This window comes from Fibrobacterota bacterium, from assembly GCA_019509785.1.
Lineage (GTDB): Bacteria > Fibrobacterota > Fibrobacteria > UBA11236 > UBA11236 > Chersky-265.
On the sequence record JAEKLQ010000036.1, the window covers coordinates 83,214 to 100,579 of the forward strand.

At 65.4% G+C, this 17,366-nt stretch carries 13 protein-coding genes; 6 read left to right on the forward strand and 7 right to left on the reverse strand.

What is annotated here, in order from left to right:
• Positions 1-56 precede the first annotated feature (56 nt).
• A complete protein-coding gene (locus tag JF616_10155; GenBank protein ID MBW8888105.1) occupies positions 57-1,886 on the forward strand; it encodes a DUF2341 domain-containing protein in 1,830 nt (609 codons plus the stop codon).
• Here the strand turns inward: JF616_10155 and cobD are convergent.
• Together cobD and JF616_10165 are read right to left on the reverse strand one after the other, a co-directional pair.
• Positions 1,811-2,788, reverse strand: coding sequence for a cobalamin biosynthesis protein CobD (cobD, locus tag JF616_10160; GenBank protein ID MBW8888106.1), 978 nt, complete (start codon positions 2,786-2,788; stop codon positions 1,811-1,813). The two genes, JF616_10155 and cobD, sit on opposite strands and share 76 nt — an antisense overlap.
• Positions 2,789-2,819: 31 nt before the next feature.
• Positions 2,820-4,007 carry an adenosylcobinamide amidohydrolase gene (locus JF616_10165; GenBank protein ID MBW8888107.1) on the reverse strand — a complete coding sequence of 396 codons (1,188 nt, stop codon included), beginning with the start codon at positions 4,005-4,007 and terminating at the stop codon, positions 2,820-2,822.
• 392 nt (positions 4,008-4,399) lie between these two features.
• Between JF616_10165 and JF616_10170 the strand changes: the two genes are divergently transcribed.
• The 3 genes from JF616_10170 to JF616_10180 all read left to right on the forward strand — a co-directional run bounded on the left by JF616_10170 (position 4,400) and on the right by JF616_10180 (position 6,605).
• Complete coding sequence (locus JF616_10170; protein ID MBW8888108.1) at positions 4,400-4,720, forward strand: hypothetical protein; 321 nt, start codon at positions 4,400-4,402, stop codon at positions 4,718-4,720.
• Positions 4,717-5,715: a cadherin-like beta sandwich domain-containing protein gene (locus JF616_10175; GenBank protein MBW8888109.1), complete on the forward strand. Its 999-nt coding sequence runs from the start codon at positions 4,717-4,719 to the stop codon at positions 5,713-5,715. The genes JF616_10170 and JF616_10175 overlap by 4 nt, the downstream gene beginning before the upstream one ends.
• 128 nt (positions 5,716-5,843) lie before the next feature.
• Positions 5,844-6,605 carry a hypothetical protein gene (locus JF616_10180; GenBank protein MBW8888110.1) on the forward strand — a complete coding sequence of 254 codons (762 nt, stop codon included), beginning with the start codon at positions 5,844-5,846 and terminating at the stop codon, positions 6,603-6,605.
• A gap of 4 nt (positions 6,606-6,609) precedes the next feature.
• Here the strand turns inward: JF616_10180 and rlmD are convergent, their stop codons facing one another.
• The 4 genes from rlmD to JF616_10200 form a co-directional block, all read right to left on the reverse strand.
• A complete protein-coding gene (rlmD, locus tag JF616_10185; GenBank protein MBW8888111.1) occupies positions 6,610-7,818 on the reverse strand; it encodes a 23S rRNA (uracil(1939)-C(5))-methyltransferase RlmD in 1,209 nt (402 codons plus the stop codon).
• Positions 7,819-7,924: 106 nt separating this feature from the next.
• Positions 7,925-9,007, reverse strand: coding sequence for a fibro-slime domain-containing protein (locus tag JF616_10190; GenBank protein ID MBW8888112.1), 1,083 nt, complete (start codon positions 9,005-9,007; stop codon positions 7,925-7,927).
• Between the two features lie 156 nt (positions 9,008-9,163).
• A complete protein-coding gene (locus JF616_10195; GenBank protein ID MBW8888113.1) occupies positions 9,164-11,113 on the reverse strand; it encodes a response regulator in 1,950 nt (649 codons plus the stop codon).
• 161 nt (positions 11,114-11,274) lie between these two features.
• The gene (locus JF616_10200; GenBank protein MBW8888114.1) at positions 11,275-13,887 is read right to left on the reverse strand and encodes a hypothetical protein; all 2,613 of its coding nucleotides are present in this window, start codon (positions 13,885-13,887) and stop codon (positions 11,275-11,277) included.
• 202 nt (positions 13,888-14,089) lie between these two features.
• Here JF616_10200 and JF616_10205 point away from each other — a divergent pair, with 202 nt between their 5' ends.
• Together JF616_10205 and JF616_10210 are read left to right on the forward strand one after the other, a co-directional pair.
• Positions 14,090-14,860, forward strand: coding sequence for a flagellar motor protein (locus tag JF616_10205; GenBank protein ID MBW8888115.1), 771 nt, complete (start codon positions 14,090-14,092; stop codon positions 14,858-14,860).
• Positions 14,861-14,881: 21 nt separating this feature from the next.
• Complete coding sequence (locus JF616_10210; GenBank protein ID MBW8888116.1) at positions 14,882-15,748, forward strand: OmpA family protein; 867 nt, start codon at positions 14,882-14,884, stop codon at positions 15,746-15,748.
• 38 nt (positions 15,749-15,786) lie between these two features.
• On the opposite strand, the gene JF616_10215 is transcribed toward JF616_10210, so the two are convergent.
• Positions 15,787-17,277: a response regulator gene (locus JF616_10215; GenBank protein MBW8888117.1), complete on the reverse strand. Its 1,491-nt coding sequence runs from the start codon at positions 17,275-17,277 to the stop codon at positions 15,787-15,789.
• Between the last annotated feature and the right edge of the window lie 89 nt (positions 17,278-17,366).

Consider the following 17,366-nt stretch of genomic DNA (forward strand, 5'->3'; position numbering starts at 1 on the left):
TACCTTGAGGGCCGAGGGGGCGATTCCGGCACCGCATGCGGGTATCGCCAATACATATGGAAAACCGGTTAACCCGCGCCGTCTTCCGTGCCGCCTTCGCTTTCGCTTGCCTCGCTTACCGCCCTGCCGCCGCCGCCGAAGATCTTTCCGCATGGGCGGACGTTACCGACCTGACGCTCAACACTTCCCCGGCGGGAGCCGGGGTCCCGTCCACCGTGATCGGGTTCCCGCTCCTGGTGCGCCTCACGGCGTCCAATTTCGACTTCACCCAGGCCCGGCCCGATGGCCGGGACATCCGCTTCGCCAAGCCGGACGGTACGCCGCTTCCGTACGAGATCGAGCGTTGGGATCCCAACCTCCATGCCGCGGAAGTATGGGTGAAGGTGGACACCATCCGCGGCGGCGATGCCGCGCAAGCCATCCGCATGTACTGGGGCAATGCCTCGGCCGCGGACAATTCGAATCCGGCCGCGGTGTTCGGCGCGACGAACGGATATCTGTCCGCATGGCATCTGGGCGGGAGCGCGAGCGCTGCGCGGCCTAACGCCACGGGAGGGAACCCGGCCGTGCCGTCCCGATACGACGGGAACGAGGCCACCGCGGGCGTGATCGCCGGGGCCGATAGCCTGAACGGGAATGCCGACGGCGATTACCTCGACGTGGGCGCAGGCTATACCGGATTGACCGGAGGCATGACCTTCACGGCCTGGGCCTACCCTACCGCCGCCAAGCAATGGTCGCACCTGCTCGATCTGGGCAATGGCGAGAGCGCGGATAATATCGTGTTGGGGCGTTGGGACACGACTTCCGGTTTGGCCTTCCACAACTACGCGGGGGCGAACCATTCCGCCGTGAACGCGCCCGGCCAACTGGTCCTGAACCAATGGCAGATGGTGGGCGTAACCGTGATCGGCAAGTCCGTGAAACTTTATAAGGACGGGGTTCCGGTGATGACGGATACCATCGCCGACGCCATTACCGGCGTGGTCCGGAGCCTCTGCTACCTGGGCCGCTCCAACTCGGCCCGCGGCCAATATTACCAGGGCAAGTTGGACGAACCGGAGATCTCCACGGCAGCCCGCTCGGGTGATTGGATGAAGCTGTTGTACCAAAACCAGAAGCCCGGGCAAGCCATTCCCGTCGTGAAGAAGACCTCGGCCTGCATCATGCGCTACTCCGTTTCGCCGGACACCTCCGCGCCCGAAAGCGGCATCATCTCGCTCCGGGCCCAAGCCGATTGCGCGTCCAGCTTCGCCTGGTCCCTGGTCTCCGGTCCCGCGGTGCGCATCCTCGATCCGGAGCAAAAGGATTTACGGATCGCTTTGCCGCGCGTCGCGGGCGATACCGGCATGGTCTTCCGCTTCACCGCCGTCTATTCCGATTCCACCCGCGTCCGCGATGTCCATGTCACGATTCAGGAGGCCATTCCCGATCCCCTATTCAGCTTGCCTTCCGATTCCGTTTGGGACGGGATGGCTCCCCTCGCCTACCGGCCGGCCATCGCCAACGTGGCCGCCTTGCGGGCTTCGCCCGATTCGACCTTGCATTGGCTCTGGACCTTCACGGGACCGGGCCTGGACACGGCCGTCCTCGCCGACGGGATATTGCTGAAGCACTCGGAGTCGGGCAACCTCGTCATCCGGCTATGCCTGGACAATGGGGGCCAGGCCGTTTGCCATTCGCGTTCCTTGCGCGTGTCGGTTCCGGGCACCACGGGCCTCATCGCGCCGGTTCCGATTACCGCTGCCGAGCTACCCGCGGGACGGGACGCCCTGGGACGGGCCTCCATGCGCGGGGCCGATCGTTTCATTCAGTATGCGCGAGGCATCCATCCCGCCCAGCGCCAGGCCGCCGCCAAGAGCAGGAACAATGCCGTGGACAAATAGGCCAACCGTATCATGCGTGTTACGTCTCCCGGACGCCCGCCTTCGGGCGCTTCCGGCGGCCCGATCCATAGATCATTGACCTGCTTCCCGTCCTTCCAGATCGGGCCCGCCAAGCGGATCCGCAACGCCCCGGCCGCCGCCGTTTCGCTCCAGCCCTTGTTGGGCCCGGGCAGCAAGGCGTGCTGGGCCAAGGCGCTGCGCCAACAGGCGCGCGGGGAACAACCCGGCACCAAGGCGGCGGCCGCCGACAGCAGAGGGACCGACAATCGGGCCGGGATCCAATTCATAACGTCGTCCAGGCGCGCCCCGAACCAACCGAATCTCAGGTAACGCTCGTTCTTATAGCCGACCATGGAATCCATGGTGCTGGCGATCTTGAAAGCCACCAGGCCGGGCAGGCCCAGGAGCGCGAACCAGAACAAAGGGGAGATCACCCCGTCGACCAGGTTCTCGGCGATGCTTTCCACCGCCGCCCGATCGCAAGCGGGCGCATCCATCCTATCGGTATCGCGGCCCACCAGCATGGCGGCCGCGACGCGGGCCGCGGCCAGATCGCCCCGGGCCGATGCCCGCGCGATGCGCCGCCCATGGGCGGCCAAATCGCCCAAGGCCAGCAGGCTGTAGGCCAGGAACAAGGCCCATGCGAAGGCGCAGGCCTCCGCGCCGGCGGGACCGAAGGCGCGCGCGCCTAGGGCGCGCAAGGCCGCCCCTATCAGCCAGGCGCCGCCGCCGCAAACGGCCGCGAGCCAAAGGAAGAGCAGGAAGCCTCCGAACCGTCCGTCCACCTTGGCCGCCCGCAGCCCCTGCTCGCCCAGCGCCAGAGCGCGCCCGATCAGGCGGACGGGATGCCAGGGATAGGCCGGATCGCCGAACCCCAAGTCGAGCGCCAAGGCCAGTAGCATGAAAACATAAGGATCGCGCAGCCAGGCCATCTCATTTCCATTTCGCGGCCCAACCCAGGGCCAAGGCGCGCGCGATCAACTCCGGTACGCCGGATGAGGCCCAGGGAAGCAAGGCCGAGCGGAAGGCGGGAAAGGCTTCGGGCTTGGCCGCCAAACCGGCGGCGAAGAGCGCCGCCTGGGATGCGCACTGCTCGGCTCCCGCCGCTTCCGGCAGGGTACCGTGCGTGATACGGTCCACGACGGCGGCCAGGGCGTAGGCGGCGCCGGCGGCCTGCGGCTGGTGCACCACCGCTTCGAAGTTGGCTTCCAACAACGCCCGGTCCGATTCGGATAGATGCGCGCCGGCCCGTTGGCGCAGGTCCGCCGCTTCCACGCCGAAACGGCCCAAGGCATGGACCAGATGCCGGGTACGCGAAGGATCGAGTCCGTTCTGCCAACGCAGGGCTTCCTTCACGGCGTCGATCACCGCGGTCGCCAGCAATTCGCCCAGCTTGGCGTGCTTTCCCGTCCAAGTGCGCGGCGGCGTCGTGCCATCGATCGGAGCGGCCAGGCAATACTGATCGGTCCCGGTCCCGGTCGCGAGCCCCGCGGAATACCGGCTAGGCACGGCCAGGTCCAATAAAGCCGCGGTCTTGGCTTCGGTCAGGGTGGCCACGGCGCGCGTCAGCGCGGCCGGAAGCAGCGGCGCATCGAAGAAAAGCATGATGTTGATGGTGCCCGGGACGGCGTGGACGGGCTTCCAGGCGCCGCCTACCTCGTCCCACTTGGCGGGATCTCCCGCACGCCCCGCGTTCCCCTGCACGCCCGCGGTGGCCGCCGCCCACACGCGCGTCTCGCCGAAGGCGGCTTCGCGCACGGCCGCGTACTGCATATCCGCCGCGGTGCCCATCAAGGCGGTCTGCCCGGGCGGCGCTCCCGCTTCCGCGCATGCCACGCCATGGTAATCCGCCTGCCCGCGCGAGGTCAGCGCCTCATGGCGTTCCATATGCCCCTTGCCCTCGCTGCTCTGGTGGTTGACCAGCCAGGAAAGGTCCTCCCGCTGGCCGCCGTTCACATGCGAGGTGGATAGGACCAGATGGGGTTTTTTGAAGCGGGCTCGCAGGAACCGGCCGCTCCGATCAAGAACGAAGCCGGGGGTGTCGAGCAGAACATGGGTCCCGGCAAGCTGAGAAGCGCCATCGGAACGTTCGGAAGCGATAGAAGGCGAAGTTTCGGACATGCCGGAAAGGTAGAACCCCGCCGCAATTGGCTTTAGGGGACCACCAGAAATGTCTCCTTGCCCCCGGTTTGGCGCCGGTTCGACCGATTTTTCCGGGATTCTGTTCCGTTTCCTCAAATTCCTCGAATTCGAAATCAGGGACCCGCATTATCTTATAATCCCGGAGGGATCGAGGCTTTGGCCTGGAATCCCCGCGGGGAAAGCGCAAAGAGATGAAAAAAGGATCGGGCATCGGCTGGCTGGCCGTTCTGGCTGTCGCTCTATGCGGATCCCCCAGAGTAAGAGCCCAAAACCTGGGTCTCGGAACCGGCTCGCGACCCGCCCCATCCGACAGCGCCCAAGCCGCCCGCCCGGGATGGAAGGATGAGGGCTCCGCGCCCCGTAGCTCGCAGATGGCCAAACGCTTGGGTCTCTCCTCGCGCCGCGCCGGCGGTTTCGATCCCAAGGTATTCGAAGCGCGGGGGCGCGAACTCCAAGGCCAGTTTTACGAGATCGGCGGCCCCATCGACACCAAGCGCGAGCGAACGGCGAAATCCTTCGGGGATACCGATAACGTGGGCATAGAGCGTAAGAGCGGAACGCAATGGATGATTTGGGCCGGCGTGGCTGGTTTGGCCGGGGCCTCGGCCGGCGCCGTTGGCTACCTTTATATGTCCAAAGCCCATCCCTCCGCGCCTCCTCCCAATCGCATCGTGGTGACGGACAAACCATGAAAGCGCGCTTGTCCGCATACGCTTGGTACGCCTTGCTGCTGGCTGCAGCGCTGGCTTATGCCGGTTGCCAAACCGTCGATCCCCCGCCGGCGCAAAATCTGCTGTACTTGCAGCTGGACGATTCCCTGAAGCGATATGACCTCGTGCAAGTGGATGTTTTCGACCGCGACAAGCCGGACAAATTCCTGACGACGCTTTGGAACAATCGCCTCCTCGCGCCAGCCTCGGATATCCCGGCATATGACATCAATGCGTTAGGGACGAACCGGTTCATCATCCGGGTCATGGGCATCAAAGCGAACCAGATAGCCCTGCAAACCCGGATCTTTTACGCCCCTCCGCCCGATCGCCCGTCCGTGCTCCACGATTCGGTCGGTCCGCTCGTTCCCCAGAACTGGCTTAAATCCCTGACCCCTTCGGTTGGCGCCATGACCCCGGACTTCGAAAAGGATTCCCTGAATTATCAGGTCAAGATGCCGGAGAAGATGGACTCCTTGAACTTCATCTTGGTGACGGCGTACCAGGGCGCCTCTATCGACTTCAATGGCAGCCCCGCGATTTCGGGCCAAGCGACGAAGTTCGTAAAGATCGGCAATACCCCGGAAACGATTATCGCCCACGTCACCGATACCAGCACCGGTACGCCTTCGACCCGCGAATACCGCATCGTCGTTTTCCCGACCTTGCCGCAGGGAGTCTCGCTTCTCTCGCTGGTCCCTTCGACGGGGCGCCTGGGCACCGAGTTCACCCCCCAACAAACGTTCTACAACCTCTACATGGATCCGGATAAGGATACCGTTTCGTTCCTCGCCACCGCTTCCCAAGGTACCACCCTGGTTACCATCGACGGGTTGGCGGTTTTCCAAGGCCAGCAATCGCAGGTCATCACGGTCGCCAAGGGAACCACCGATACGATACCGATCACCGTTCACCGCGGCTCGGATGTGGGCTATTACCAGGTCACTCTCGATCATACCCAGGGCAGCCACCACTGACGGAATCGCGCGCAATCGCGGCCCGCGCGGAAGGGAATCCCGGCATTCCGTAAGGGAAATCGACGCCACTTTTCCTGCCCGCGGGAAAAACTGTTATTCGGATTAACATCCCTTTCGAGGAGGATCCGATGACGCGACCCATAACCAAGACCATCTTTTCGGCGGCTCTGGCTGTTTCGGTCCTGTGCCTGGGCCATGCGGCCGGACAGAGCCAAACGAACATCACCGTACAAGGCGACGGCACGGAATCAGGAGCGCCAGGAACCGTGCGGACTCCGGGCGTTGCGCCGGACACCGTCAAACACGTAGTGCCGCCGGCGGGGACCGGGGCCACCCCGAGGGAACCCGTGATCGGAGGCAGCAGCACAGTGATCAAGGATTCGACCTATGCCCCTCCGGACACTTCCCATGAAGTCGGCCGCATCGCGCCCGAAGACACCAAGGTGCTGCAGAATCGCCGGGAGGCCAAGCGCTTTTCCACGGCCGGCTTCGGCCCCGCGGGATTCGGCAATATCGACGAGCGTACGCCGGCCTATGACCTCTACGTGGGCCGCCTCTGGGAGGTGAACAAGTTCGCGGCCATCAAGGCCCTAGGCGAGGTCGCCTCGGATTTCGATCGGGCCACCTTGGGCAACGTGTCGATGGGCGCCAATCTGTACGCGTCCCCGACCGACTTCTCGCCCTATGTCGGCGGCGGGCTCGGCCTCGCCTACGGCGCCATTCCCGGCGATCGCAATTTCGGCTTCAACGTCGGGGCCCAGATCGGCGCTTTGCTGTTCCGCACGGCCAACGCCCAAATGAACCTGGAGGGTTCGGCCGAAATGATGGTCTCCCAGCTCGGCAATAGCGATCCGTCGATCTATTCGGCCCGCCTCGGCGTGCTGTTCTGAACCGTCACGCTTTCCCGAACACCGCCACGCATTCCACGTGGCGCGTGTGCGGGAAAAGATCCACCGGCCTAAGGGCCTCGAGACGCCAAGCGCCCGCGAGGGCCCGGGCGTCCCTGGCCAGGCTGGCCGGATGGCAGGACACGTAAACCAAACGGGAGGCGCTGGAACGTAGCAGGGCCTTCCTTACTTTTTCTTCCAATCCCTTGCGCGGCGGATCGGCCAGGATGGCTTCCGCTTCCCCGAATTCCGCGGGATCGATCCCGCCTCCGTGACCCGGACCGGCCGTACCGCTGAGGGCCTCACCCACGTCGGCGGCCAGGAAGCGCGCGTTCCGGATGCCGTTCTCCGCGGCGGCCTTGCGCGCATCCGCCACCGCGGCGGGATTCTCTTCCACGCCAATCACGGAGACGGCCTTGCGCGCGGCCCATAGCGAAAGCGTTCCTACGCCGCAGTAAAGATCGAGCACCCGCGCCCCGTCCGGAAGCGCGGCGACGGCCAAGTCATAAAGGCGCGGCGCCTGGAACGGGTTGACCTGCAGGAAAGAAGACAGTCCGGCGCGGAAGACGAAAGGCCCCAACTCTTCGCGCAGCGCGGAACGGCCCCACCAGAGTATCTCGTCCTCGCCCAGCACCACATTGGTGTTGCGGGCGTTCACGCTTTGCACGATGCCGATCAGCTCGCCTCCCTCGGGCCCGGCGCCGATGGCTTCGCGTACGCGCGTCAGCAAGTCCGGCAGGAGCCCGCGCGGATCGAAGCTCTTGATGCCCGCGCCGTTGCTGATCAGCCCTAAGAGGATTTCCCCGGAACCGGCGCCGCGGCGCAGCAGGATATGGCGCAGCCATCCGGTCCCGGTGGCTTCGCGGTAGATAGGCAAGCGATGGGCCGCGGCCCAGGCGCGCACCGCCCAGGCCGCGCGTGAAAGCGACGGCTCTTGGACCAGGCACTCGTGCTGATCGATCACCGCATGCGATCCTGCGGCGTAGCAGCCTAGGATGGGATGGCCGTGCGCGCCGGGCGCGAATCCGAAAGGCAATTGCACCTTGTGCCGATACCCCTCGGTACGCGGGCTGGGCAGGACGGGATCGATTGCGAGATCGGGCCATTCCGCGAACAGACGGCGCAGCTCGGCATGCTTGTCCGCGAGCTGGGTAGCGTAATCGCGATCGAGGGTCTGGCACCCGCCACAGGCGGGAAAATGTCGGCAGTGAGGCATTGGGGGGAACCGCCATGCAAGATGCAAAAGACGGCTCGACCCGGCAATGTTGAGGACGAATGCCGGGTCGCCCGACACGACAGTCAGGGCCGGGCGGGGGCCGAGATTAACGAACCACTAATATGCCCGCTTGGCCGGGAGCGGCATCGACAGCGCGCCAGAGATAAACCCCCGGGGCGGCAATTCGTCCCGCCTCATCCCGGCGATCCCAAGCGGGGATGGAAGCCCCGGCGGCCCAGGCGGATGCCTGCGGCAAGGCGCGCACCAGACGGCCCATGCGATCGTAGATGGAGACCGGGCCCTCGGGGGCCGCGCGATGGAAGGCGACGGGGCGGTTGATGGGCGTTACCGGGGCCACATTGGTCGTAATGAGGACGGAGGAAGAGGCTACGTGCCGCTCCGCGAAGAAGAAATCGAGGGGATAGGTCTTGCCGTCCTCCAGCCCCAGTCTCGTCTTCACGGAGTCCATTATTACGGAATCCTTCTGGGTCTGATGGACGCCGCCCAGGTCGATTACGCGTTTGCCGTTGATGAATACCCAGATATCGTCGTCCCCTTGGAACCGCAGCACCTCGCCGGCATGATAAGCCACCTGGGTATGCAGTTCCAGGGTGAAACCATAATTATGCTGGCTGAGATCCTTACCGTCCAGGCTGTCCTTCTGCAATTGCCCGAAGGGATCGGGATCGGTCGTATGGATCTTGCGGAAGGCCTTGCCGCTGTCGATGGGGAAAAAGGCGTCGCTCTTATAGGTGTAAAGCCCACTGGCGTCCCGATCGAAACGCAAATCCACCAGGAAGGCTCGATTGATATCGGGGCCTTTGTCGCTGAACCATTCGGGGAAACGCGCGACCGGATCGTAACAGGGGGCGATGGAAGCGGGGAGAGGATCCATGAGCATGGGATTGCGGTTGTCGCCGGGGAAGGCCGCATCTACGGCGCCGCTGGTATCCAGGTTTTCCTGGATGGTATTGACGCCCAGTTCCTGGGCGCTGCATCCGTTGTAATTGTTGAATTGCGAATCCACCTTAACGCTGTCGGTCGGATTCAACTCCTTGAAGTCGCGGACCTTGGCGGTGAGGGTGAAGGAAGCGGGCGGGCTTTGGGACCAGGCCGCGAGGGCGCCCAATGTCAGGAAAAAAGAAAGGAATAGCAAGGCCGGTACCGGCGAAGGCATACGACTTCTCATGGTTGTGCTCCGTTTGCGGGTCGGCCCCCGAGGGGGTCCCTGGGTTGGCGGGTCCGGAGATGGCCGCTCCGGATCCGCTGTAACGTCGAAAATAAATTCGACGCATATAGGGAAGGGAAAAAAGAGAGAGGAAAACCGACTCTTTGCGGACGGGGCTTAATGCGCCTCGCGGGCGACGTTGAGCAAGGCGCGGACTTGCGCGATCAATTGACCTGGCGTGAAAGGCTTCTCCAGGAAAGCTTCGGCGGGTATGCGGATGCCCCGATCGGCGAGGATTTCCAGCGGATGCCCCGAGATGAATAAAGCGCGCAAGCCCGGCTTCCGGGCCTGCAACCGCGCCGCCAATTCGTCGCCCCCTTCGCCGCCGCGCAGCATCACGTCGGTGAGGAGTAAATCAACATCCTCGCGCGCGGCGAATATCTCCGCGGCCTCTTCCGAGGAATTCGCCGTCAACACGGTGAACCCTCCCAGCCCGAGGATGGCTTGAATCATTTCGCGCAAGGAAGGTTCGTCCTCCGCGACCAGGATGGTGCCGCCGCCCTTCCCGGCCCCTGCGGGCGCGGTCGCGGAGCCCGTATCCGACCCGATCGCGCGCGCGCGCTCTTGAGCCGTAATCGGTTCCCCCCGTGGCAAGACGATCCGGAAACGGCTTCCCCTTCCGGGAACGCTCTCGACCGATATTCCGCCGCCGCCCCTTTCCACGATGCCGAATACCGTCGCGAGGGCCATCCCGCGGCCGCGCCCGCCCCGCTTCGTCGAATAGAAGGGTTCGAACAGGCGCTCCAGGACTTCAGGCCCCATGCCGATGCCTTGGTCCTCCACCGTGATGGCCACCGCCGCTCCCGGTCCTGCCGTCAAATGGGTAAAGGATGTTGATGGGACTAACTCCATGGCTTCCGTCGCCACGCGTAGGACGCCGCCTTCGGGCATGGCGTCGCGGGCGTTGGAACAGAGGCTCATGATGATCCGCTCCAAGCGGCCGGGCTCCAAGGTAACCGTCGCATTCCCTGCCTTTGGTTCCAGGCGCAAATCGATCCCCGACCCCAGCATGCGCAGCAGAATCGGTTCCAGATCCAGCAAGGCCGCGTCCACGGCGACCGGCGCGGATTCGCCGCTTTCGGACTGGGTCATACCCGCGAGTTGGCGCGCAAGATCCGCCGCGCTTTCCCCCGCGCGCAGGATGGCCCGCAGGCCTCCGGCCATCGGCCCCGAATCGCCGGCTTGGCCCAACAGATGCTCGCTATAGCCGTTGATGGCGGTGAGCAGGTTTCCGAAGTCGTGGGCTACGCCTCCCGCGAAACGTCCCAAGGCCTCCATCTTGCGGACCTGCAGCCCGGGGGCTCCCGCAGGGGCGGATTCGGTTCCCCCCGCTTCGGCATCCCCTTCCGCGGCTTCGGCCAACGGAGTCAAGAATAAGGCGATAACGGGCGCATCGTTGAGAACGGCCGCGGCCACGTGCACGCGGCAGCGCACCGACGCGCCCCCGGGACGGGAGAGATCGGCGGTAAAGCGCGCATCCGGCGGGGCCGGCGCGTCCAGCGCGCCTTCCAGGAGAGGCCGAGCCGCAGGAGGGAAAGGGGCGAGGATGGAGAGCGAGGCGAAGCCGGCTTCATCGTAGCCCAGCAGCTCCTGGGCGGCGGCATTGGCCATCAGCACGCGCCGCCCGGCCGCCAGCAGGATTCCCATAGGGGCCGCGTCGAAGAGGGAACGGAAGCGGCGCGTTTCCGCGCGCCGTCGCAGCACCGCCTGGCGGATGGCCGAGGCCAACGCTCCGCCATCCAGGCCCTCATGTTCCAGGCAGGCTTGCGCGCCTGCCTGGATCAAGTCTTCGATCAGGGTCGCGTCGGATTTGCGGAGCAGCGCCACGATGGGGGTGCCCGGCAACAGGGCGGCTGCCCGGCGATGGGCTTCTTCGTCCTGGCAATCGGCTAAGGCGAGATCGACAAGGATGGCGTCGAATCCGCCGGAAGCGCGGGCCGGAGCCGCCAGGGCTTCGGCCTTGGCCATGCGCTCCGCATGGATGATCTTGAATCCCGGTCGGGATGCCATCAAGGCGCGGGCGATCCCGCCTTTGCCTTCGATGATGAGGATGCCCAGCGTTTCCAAATTCGCTCCGCGCGCTCTTCCGAGCCCCGCGGCTTACGGTTCGACCGCAAGGGGAGCGGAATGCGCGCTGGGCTACGATATCATATCACGGATCGCGAAGGCAACGGGTCCGGCACGGTATCCAAAGGTACCTGAAACAACCGTGCCTTTCTCAACACTCGTTAGGGCCAGGGATGCTTGGGATACCTCCGCTTCAATTCTTTTTTCACTTCCGGATAGGTGTTTTTCCAGAAACCGGACAGATCCGCCGTCTTCTGCACGGTCCTGTAATTGGGGGCGAGGATATCGTAAACCACCTCCACCTTCCCGTCCAGGATGGCGGTCTTTCCTTCCATCCCCAGGAAATCCCCCAGACGCGCCGCGAGCTCGGGCGGGCCTTTCTCCGTATAGGTGAGGCGGCCCATGCGGCCGTTGGGCAACTTAAGTCCGGTGGGCACCGCCTTGTCCACGAATGCGGCCAGGGAGTCCCCGAGGTACTCCCGTAACGCGCGTGTTACCGACGCCCCTTCCAGCTCCCGCGCCGACGATTTGCCTTCGCACATCTCGCCGTAGATCAGGCGCCAATCATCCTCGTCCAGCTTGGGAAGGCCGTATTCGGGATAATGCGCGGCGGCCAGCTTGATGCGCAGGATCATCTGCTTCGCGTCATCGTTCATTCCCGGCAAAACGATTTCGCCCGCGACCAGCTTCTCGACCAGCAGGCGGGCCGATTCCCCGGCATCCTGGGCGCCTTCGCGTAGGGGCCGGCGATCCAGGATCAAACCGCGGAAGAGGAACTGCTCCTCCTGTACGACGCGGCCCTTGGCCGCATCCCAGCCGCCCACCTTGGCCCAACGGCATTCGCCCAGAAAGGCGGCGTCGATCCAGGCGGGTTCGCAGGGCAGCAGCATGGGAATACCCACCTGCCGGCTCTGGTTGGCCCCGCCGGTTTCATGCAACTCCAAAGCCAGGATCACGGCGATGCCCGCCTGCAAGCCCCCGGCTTCCACCGTGCCGCGGCGCCCGTCGGCCAGGGCGAAGCTGTTCCCCTTCTCCACGCGGGCGGCGATGCGATCCTGGAAAGGCACGATCCAGCAGCGGGTGGCGGCCGCTCGGAAGTCATCCGGTTCCGGCGGCGGGGCGGGTACGGTGGGGCCAAGGGCGGAGGGGACGGGAGCGGAGGGCGCCTTCTCCAGCAGCCGCAGCAACTGCTTGTACGCTTCCCGCGTCTCCCGATCGAAATAGCGGGCGTCCGCATCGCCGGCCAGGTCCTGGCCCAGGGCGAAGAGATCGGGCGAGGCGCCTTTCGCGCGGCGGGATTGCGATTCCAGGATGGCGGCCATGGCCGCCGCCTGCGGGCCCACGCCGGCCTTGCGGGCGTCGAGCAGGACGCGGGCCAAAACCGGATGGGCCGGGAAACGGGACAGGGCCCGGCCCAAGTCGGTGATGCGGCTTCCGCCGGATGCCGAGGGAGCCGAGGTTCGGCCCGCGCGCGGCGAAAGGGCCCCGATGCGTTCCAGTTGGACTTCGGCGCGTTCCCAAAGCGCGGGCGCGGGCGGGGTGAGCCAAGGGATAAGCCTATCCTCCGCGGGGGGCGCGTCCCGGCGGATCCGCCCGAAGCGATCGGTCAATGCGTGCAGGGATAGGACCATGGACGTCGGTTCCACCCGGAGGACTTCGGGATCGAGTGCGGGGGCCATGCCGCGCTCGCGGTCGGCCGACCAGAGGCGCACGCAGACCCCCGGCGCCGTGCGGCCCGCGCGGCCGGCCCTCTGGCGGGCGTTCTGCAGGCTGATCGATCCCAGATACAGGGTGTTCAGATCCCGTTGCGGGCTGTAGGCGGCGATGCGCGCCTGGCCCGAGTCGATCACGGCGGTAACCCCGGGGATGGTGAGGGAGGTTTCCGCGACATTCGTGGCGACGATCACGCAAGTACCGGAAAGCGGCGCCCGCAATGCGCGCTGCTGGGCCTCCATCTCCATGGAACCATGCAATTCGAACAGCCCGATGCCCTGGGGCCGGCAGATGGGATCGAGAGCCTCCAAGGTGCGGCGGATCTCCCCTTGTCCGGGCATGAAGATGAGCACCGATCCGGAAAGCCCCTGGGCCAGCAGGCGCTTCAGGGCGCGGGCCGCCTGCTGCGCGAGGAACTCTTGCGCGACGGGCGGTTGATGGATGATTTCCACCGGATAGGTGACGGCCTCCGCCACTATGGTTTCGGCCGCTCCGCCAGGGGCGGGGCCACCAGAGGCGGGGGCCGTCCCCCGGGACGGGGCCAGATAAGCCTGCAGCCCTTCTAGTTCCAGCGTAGCCGACATGACGACGAGGCCCAGGTCGGGACGGGCCGTCGCGCGTAGGCGCTTGCACCAGGCCAAGGTGGCGTCCGCCTCCAGGGTGCGCTCATGGAATTCGTCCAGGAGCACGGTCCCGATGCCTTCCAGCAGCGGATCGGAAAGCAGTTGCTGGAAGAAGACGCCGTAGGTCTGGTAAAGGATGCGGGTATCGGCCCCGGCCTTGCCTTCGAAGCGGACCTGGTAGCCGACCGTGCGGCCCACCGGTTCGCCCAGCTCTTCGGCGACGCGCAGGGCCAGGTTGCGCGCGGCGATGCGGCGCGGTTGCAAAACCAGGATCTTACCCGGCCGATCGAGTAGGAAGCGCGGCACCTGGGTGGACTTGCCGGTGCCCGGCGGGGCCGCCAACACGAGCGCACCGGAGCGCGCCACCGCCCGCACGATGGCTTCGCGATGCGCGAGGATGGGAAGCGGTATCGAGCCGATAGGCCCTTGCGGTGGCATCCCCGAAATGTCCTAAATCGGATAAACCACTGCAACTTTTACCCTAACTTGATGGCGCTTATCCGTCGCTCCAGGGCTTTACCATACCGTCCTATGGTTGTATTCGCGGAATCCCTATTGCGATAATGGAGGCGAGCTCGAAAACCCGCGCCAGGGGTTTTGGGGCCGGCCGCGAAGCCCTTGGGAAGGACGGAAAGCGCACGTGGACATAACAACCATTCTCGGTCCCGTCATCGCCATCGGCATGGTCCTGGCGGGCATGATCATCGAGGGCGGCAACCCCATGGCCCTGGTGCAATTGACCGCGGCCATGATCGTGGGCGGCGGCACCCTCGGGGCCACCCTCGCCAGCTTCCCGTTGGAGCACACCATCGCGGCCCTCAAGGCCGTGAAGATCTGCTTCTTCCCCCCCAAGTCCGACCATGAAAAGGTCATCAACGAACTCACCGAACTCTGCCAGTTCGCGCGCAAGAACGGCATCATGGCCCTGGAGTCCAAGGCCAAGGCGCATACCGACCCTTTCACCCGCAAGGGCCTCACCCTGGTGGTGGACGGCATCGATCCGGCCATGCTCCTTTCCATCATGGAAACCGAGCTGGAAACCTTCGAAGAGCATTCCAAGGTCCCCATTCCGGTGATGGAAGGCGCGGGCGCCTACGCGCCCACCATCGGCATCATCGGCGCGGTGCTGGGCCTCATCCACGTGATGGAAAACCTGGACGATCCCTCCAAGCTGGGCGGCGGCATCGCCACCGCCTTCGTGGCCACCATCTACGGCCTTACCCTGGCCAACGTGATCGCCTTGCCGCTGGCCAGCAAACTGAAGCAGCGCGTGGCCGCGATGGTGCACGAGAAGAACATGATCCTGCAAGGCCTGGTGGCGTTGCAGAACGGCGAGAACCCCCATTTCCTGGGCCAGCGTTTGCGCGCCTTCCTGCCGGGCGGCGGGCACGGCAAGGAAGCGGCCCACTAGCCCTCGGGCGCGGGGGCATCCATGGCCAGGAAACACAAGCATCCGGAGCACGTCAACCACGAACGTTGGTTGGTCTCCTACGCCGATTTCATCACCCTGCTGTTCGCCACCTTCACGGCGCTCTACGCCCTCAGCAAGGCCGACGCCAGCAAGGCCAAGGTGGTGGCCGACGGCCTGCGCGAGGCCTTCGGCGTAAGCGGGGCCAAGATCGTCCAGATGGAAGCCCTCGACGTCAACGGCATCCCTTCCGACAATGCGCGGCTGCCCACCGGCCAGGGCAACCAGAACGCCCCGCCCGCCTCCACCAAGGAAGCCGGTAAGCCGGAGTTCGAGGAGATCAAGAAACAGGTCGAGGAATTCCTCATGACCAAGGGCATGTACGACAAGGTATCCGTCGATCGCCAGGAGCGCGGATTGGTCATTTCCCTCAAGGAAGGCGGCTTCTTCGAATCGGGCAGCGCCGACGTGAAGCCCGAGGCCAACAAGGTCCTGGAAGAACTGGCCAAGAAGATCCTGTCGTACCGCAACCCCGTGCGCATCGAAGGGCATACCGATAACGTGCCCATCCACTCGCGCACCTTTCCCACCAACTGGGAGCTATCCTCGGCGCGCGCCACCAACGTGGTCCGGCTTTTGACCGAACGCTTCCGCATCCCGTCCGGTAAACTCTCGGCTACCGGCTATGGCGATTCGCGCCCCAAGACCCCCAACGATACGCCCGCCGGGCGCGCCCGCAACCGTCGCGTCGACATCGTGATCCTGTCGGAATCCGGCGAAGCCTCCGAACCTGAGACCATCCTCGACGATGGCGGAGGCGGCAGCCTGCAGGGGGGCGCGGGCGGCCAGAGCGGCGGAATCCCGCCGGACCCGTCCCCTCCGGGCCAATAGCCTTCCACGCATTTCCGCCCGCAGGGCCAGAGGCGCGGTCAGATCCTCAGTGAGCTTTCTTCCTTGAGCCGCCAGGCTGCGGCCAGGGTCTCGTCCAGCGCTTCCCGGCGCAAAGGCTTGGCGTAGAAAGCGTCCATGCCGGCCGCGAGGCAACGCTCCCGTATTCCCGGCCCGGTGTTGGCAGTAAGCGCGGCGATGTAGGCGCGCCGGCCCGTTCCTGCTTCCCGTTCCCGGATGGCGCGGGCGGCGTCCGGCCCGTCCATTTCCGGCATCTGGCAATCCATCAGCACCAGATCGTACGCCGCGCGGGCGCAAGCCCCGACGGCCTCCTTGCCGTTGGCGGCCAGATCGAACTCCCGGCCCAGCCGTTGCAACATGCCCGTCACCACCACCTGGCTGACGGGATTGTCTTCCGCCACCAGGATACGCAAGGGCCCGGCCGCGCCGGTTCCGCCCGGATGCCCGGCCTCGTACCGCGAAGCGGGTCCCGCGGGGCCGTCCTCCCCGGTCATGAGGCGCAGATCCGCCGGGGCTTGGGCGCGTAATTCTTCTTCACCTTGGCCGGCCCGGCTATGCAGGTCGGACAAACGCCGTACCGCCTTCGCGAGCATCTCCGCGATCCGCTGCATATCGCCGTCGCCGGCCGCTTTCGCCAACATTCCCGCGATCCGCTCCAAAGCGCGCAGCGGAAGGCGCATCCTGAGGTAGGCGGCTTCCAAGCGGCCCCGTTGCAGTTCCAGGCGCGCCGCCGCGGCCTCGATTCGCTTGCGTCCGGATACGTCCTTGGCGAACACGGCCACTCCCGTGACCTCCCGCGCCGAGAGGATGGGATTGAAGCCGAACTCCAGGACGTAGCGCTTGCCCAGCCATTCCAACTCCTGCTCTTCCATGAAGCGTTCCTGGTCGCGCACGCGCGCCACCGCTTCCCGCCAACGCGCCTGTTGGGCCGGGGGCAGGAGGTCCAGGAAGCATGTGTCTTCCACCATGGGGTGGCCGGTCATCTTCATGCATAGCAGGCTAGCCGCCGAGTTGAAGGCCAGCACCTTGCAGTCCATGTCCATCGACCAGATGGCGTCCAAGGTATTCTCGATGAGGCCGTGCAGGTTGGCCCGGTCGCGGCGGATGCGCGCCTCGGCCGCGCGCAGGGCGGCGGTCTCGCGGAAGGCGTTGAGGGTGCGCACCACGGTGGGGATAAGGCGCGACATGTTGGACTTGAGCACGTAGTCGACCGCGCCGTTCTTGAGCGACTCGACCGCCAGTTCTTCGCCGAGCCGGCCCGATAGGAAGATGAAGGGGACGTTGGGGCATTCGCGCCGGCATAAGTCCAATACCTTCAGGCCGTCGCCCCCCGGGAACTCGTGATCCGAAAGGATGAGGTCGTAGTTCTGGCCGCGAAGGGCGTCGCAGAATCCGGAAAAGGTTTCCGCCCGCTTGATGGCTACATGCATGCCATGGGCGGCGAGCATGGCTTCGACCATGTCCGCGAAGAAGGGATCATCTTCCAGATGCAGGATGCGCAGGGCCGCCATGTACGGGTCTCGCCAGCAATTATAAGCAGGCGAATAGGCACTTATGGGCCGGGACGGACCCGGCCGTACGCACAGAGTGTGCGTGAAGC